We start from the raw sequence: 3,903 nt of genomic DNA, 5'->3' as shown, positions 1-3,903 counted from the left end.
GGCCCCCGACGGTGGAGCTGCCGCGCCGCGCGCTCACGCGCCGGCCGCCGGCGCCTGCGAGCGCTCGCCGAGCAGCCGCAGGACCTCCGGCCCCACCATCGTCACGTCACCGGCCCCCACGGTCAGCACGAGGTCGCCGGGGCGCACCAGCTCGGCGACGGCAGGGGCGACGGCCGACCAGGACGGCACGAACTCGGCGTCCGCACCGGTGATTCGGTCTGCCACGAGGGCACCGGACACCCCGGGCACCGGGTCCTCCCGGGCCGCGTAGACGTCCATCACGAGCACCACGTCGGCCGGGCCCAGCGCATCGGCCAGCTGCTGGGCGAAATCCCGCGTGCGCGAGTACAGGTGCGGCTGGAAGACCACGACCAGCCGACCGGGTGCGGCCAGGCCGCGCGCGGTCTCGACCACGGCCGCCACCTTGCCGGGGTTGTGGGCGTAGTCGTCGACGACCCGCACTCCCCCGGCCTCCCCCTTGGGCTCGAACCGGCGCCGGGTGCCGGTGAACCCGGCCAGGCCCTCGAGCACCAGGTCGGGGTCCTGGCCCAGGCCCACGGTGGCCGCGAGCCAGGCCGCAGCGGCGTTGAGCAGGTTGTGCCGCCCCGGGATGCCGATCTGCAGGGTGCGGGCGGAGTCCTCGCCGCGCAGCTGCAGGCGGGCACTGGAGGCCATGCCCTCACCGGCGAGGTCGGACAGCCGCAGGTCGGCGTCCTCGGCGACCCCGTAGGTCAGCACCCGCACGCCGCCGGCCCCGGCGGTGTCGGCCAGGGTGCGTGCCCCCTCGTCGTCGGCACAGGTCACCAGCAGGCCACCGGGCTGGATGCTGGCGGCGAACCGGGCATACGCCTCCTGCACCGCCTCGAAGGTGCCGTAGAAGTCGAGGTGGTCGGGCTGGACGTTGGTGACGATGGCCACCTCGGGGCGGTAGACGAGGAAGGAGCCGTCGCTCTCGTCGGCCTCGGCCACGAACACCTCACCAGTCCCGTGGTGGGCGTTGGTGCCGTGCTTGGCGAGCTCGCCCCCGACCGCGAACGAGGGGTCGACCCCGCAGTGCTGCAGGGCGACGGTGAGCATCGAGGTGGTGGTGGTCTTGCCGTTGGCCCCGGCCACGGCGACCCGGCGGCGGCCCTGCATCACCGAGGCGAGGGCCTGGGACCGGTGCAGCACGCGCAGCCCACGCGCGCGGGCCGCCTCGAGCTCGGGGTTGTCCTCGCGGATGGCCGAGGAGATGACCACGGTGTCGACGCCCTCGAGGTGGGCCGCGTCGTGGCCGACGTGGACGTCGGCGCCCTCGGCCGCCAGCGCCGTCAGCACCAGGGATTCCCGGGCATCGGAGCCGCTGACCGCGACCCCCTGGGCCAGCAGGACGCGGGCCACGCCGGACATGCCCGCCCCGCCGATCGCGATGAAGTGGACCCGGCCGAGGTCGGCCGCAGCCGGCACCGGGTCGGTGAAGTCGAACCGGCTGTTCCTCACTGGGCGGGCCCTTCCACCGCGGCGACGACCATGTCGGCCAGGCGCTCGTCGGCGTCCTTCTCCCCCACGGTGGACGCGGCGGTGGCCATGGCCGCGAGCCGGTCGGCGTCGGTGAGCAGCGGGATCAGCTCGGCGTCGATCCACTCGGGGCTGACGGTCGCGTCGTCGACGAGCAGGCCACCGCCGGCCGCCACGACGTCGGCGGCGTTGACGTGCTGCTCGCCGTTGCCGATCGGCAGCGGCACGTAGACCGCCGGCAGGCCGACCGCGGTCAGCTCGCACACCATGCCCGCGCCCGCGCGGGTGACCACGAGGTCGGCGGCGGCGTAAGCGAGGTCCATCCGCTCGGCATAGGGCAGCACGACGTAGCGCGGTCCCTCACCCTTGGGCACCGGGTCGAACTCCTTGCCGCGCCCGGTGACGTGCAGCACCTGCACCCCGGCGTCACGCAGGGCCTTGACCCGCTGCTCGAAGGCGGTGTTGAGCCGCTGGGCGCCCAGCGAGCCGCCGGTGACCAGCAACGTGGGGCGGCGGTCCTCCAGGCCGAGGGTGGACAGCGCCTCGGCCCGCAGCGCGACCCGGTCCAGGTGCGTGATCTCGGGACGCAGCGGCATGCCGATCGCCTTGGCGTGCGGCAGCACCGTCGAGGAGAACGTGGTGGCGACCCACGGGGTCATCCGTGCCCCGAGCCGGTTGGCCAGGCCGGGCCGGGCGTTCTGCTCGTGGATGACGATGGGGATGCCCCGCTTGCGCGCGGCGAGGTAGGCGGGGGTGGAGACGTAGCCACCGAAGCCCACGACCACGTCGGCCGCGACGTCGTCGATGGCGCGGCCGGCCAGCGCCACCGCCGCGCGCAGCGCGCCGGGCAGTCGCAGCGCGTCCCCGGAGGGCTTGCGGGGGAAGGCCACCTTGGGGATGGTCTTGAGCGGGTATCCGCGGGCCGGCACCAGGGAGGACTCCAGCCCGGTGTCGGTGCCGAGGGCGGTGACCTCCAGGTCGGGGTTGCGGCGGCGCAGGCAGTCCGCGAGGGCGAGCAGGGGTGAGACGTGACCAGCCGTCCCGCCCCCCGCGAGCAGCACGGAGGACAGGGCGTGGGGGTGGTTCATGAACGAGATCTCCGACCGAGGGGGACGACGGCGAGCGAGCGACGCACCACTCCGGGGCGCGCCGCGAGGGCCTCACGGCAGCCGGGTTCGTTGCGGGCGAACGAGACCAGCATGCCGAGGGCGAACAGGGTCGTCACCAGGGCGGAGCCGCCGCTGGAGACGAGAGGGAGCGGGACGCCGATGACCGGCAGCAGGCCGATCACGGCGCCGATGTTGATGACGGCCTGGCCGAGGATCCACACCATGACCCCGGCTGTGGCGACGCGCGTGAAGAAGTCGTCGCTGCGCAGCACGAGGCGGTAGCAGGCCACGGCGATGACGGCGAACAGCCCGATGACGACGAGGGTGCCGGGCAGCCCGAGCTCCTCGCCGATGATCGCGAAGATGAAGTCGTTGTGGGCCTCGGGCAGCCACTGCCACTTCTCCCGGCTGGCGCCGAGACCGACGCCCCACCAGCCGCCGTCGGCGAGGGCGTACTGGCCGTGGATGGTCTGCCAGCAGGCGCCGTTGGGGTCGGTGCAGCCACCGCCGATCCACGAGCTGATCCGCCGCATCCGGTTGGCGCTGGTGACGACCATGACCAGGGTCAGCAGGGCGGCGCCGCCTCCGGCCAGGGCGAACATGCGGGCCGGCACGCCGGCGGCAAAGAGCATGCCGGCGACGATCGCCAGCAGCACCATGCCGGTGCCGAGGTCGTGCCCGGCGAGGACCAGGCCGATGAGCAGGAACGACGCGGGGAAGACCAGCGGCACCACCGCGTGCTTGAACTCCCCGAGCCGGCGGCGCTTGGAGCTGAGCACGGTGGCGCCGAAGAGGATCAGCGCGATCTTGGCGAACTCCGACGGCTGCAGCTGCATGCCGCCGATGCGGATCCAGTTGCGGTTGCCGAGCACCGAGACGCCCAGGGGGCTGAACACCGTGGCCTGCAGGAGGGTGGCGCCGACGAGCAGCCACGGCGCCAGCCGCCGCCACGTGCGCACCTGCTGGCGGCTGGCGGTGACCGCGCCGACCACCCCGATGACGGCGAAGCGCAGCTGGTTGAGGAAGACCGTGTAGGAGGAGTGCGTCTCCTTGTAGGAGGTGACGCTGGAGGCGGACAGCACCATGACCAGCCCGATGACGATGAGCAGGGCGGTGGCGCCGACCAGCAGGTAGTAGGTGGTGACCGGGGACTCCAGGCGCTCCGCGAGCGAGCCCAGGCGCCCGAGGGACGCCGGTGCCGCGGTCCGCGGTGCCGGGCGCGCCGGGGGCGTCGTCGCGCTCACGGCGCCTCGGGCCCTCCGCCGGCGAGACGACGCACGGCGTCGGCGAACGCGTC

General features: G+C 74.0%; 3 protein-coding genes. All 3 read right to left on the bottom strand.

The genetic code is table 11. The annotated features are described in order from the left end of the window. Window positions 1-33: 33 nt before the first annotated feature. From murC to ftsW, 3 genes are read right to left on the bottom strand one after another with little or no spacing between them, the layout of a single operon-like run. Window positions 34-1,479 (bottom strand): UDP-N-acetylmuramate--L-alanine ligase, encoded by a 1,446-nt coding sequence (gene murC / locus VF825_RS19755; protein ID WP_331116641.1) that lies wholly within the window; start codon window positions 1,477-1,479, stop codon window positions 34-36. Next, window positions 1,476-2,585: an undecaprenyldiphospho-muramoylpentapeptide beta-N-acetylglucosaminyltransferase gene (murG, locus tag VF825_RS19750; protein WP_331116638.1), complete on the bottom strand. Its 1,110-nt coding sequence runs from the start codon at window positions 2,583-2,585 to the stop codon at window positions 1,476-1,478. The genes murC and murG overlap by 4 nt, the downstream gene beginning before the upstream one ends. After that, entirely contained in the window at window positions 2,582-3,850 is a 1,269-nt protein-coding gene (ftsW, locus tag VF825_RS19745) for a putative lipid II flippase FtsW (protein ID WP_331116636.1), read from the bottom strand. The genes murG and ftsW overlap by 4 nt, the downstream gene beginning before the upstream one ends. Between the last annotated feature and the right edge of the window lie 53 nt (window positions 3,851-3,903).

It is taken from the genome of Oryzihumus sp. (genome assembly GCF_036391795.1).
Taxonomy (GTDB): domain Bacteria; phylum Actinomycetota; class Actinomycetes; order Actinomycetales; family Dermatophilaceae; genus Oryzihumus.
This window is presented reverse-complemented; position numbering and strand designations above follow the sequence as displayed.

Coding starts and splice junctions, on each gene's coding strand:
- murG (WP_331116638.1), bottom strand. CDS start 2,585: ATGAACCACCCCCACGCCCTGTCCTCCGTGCTGCTCGCGGGGGGCGGG.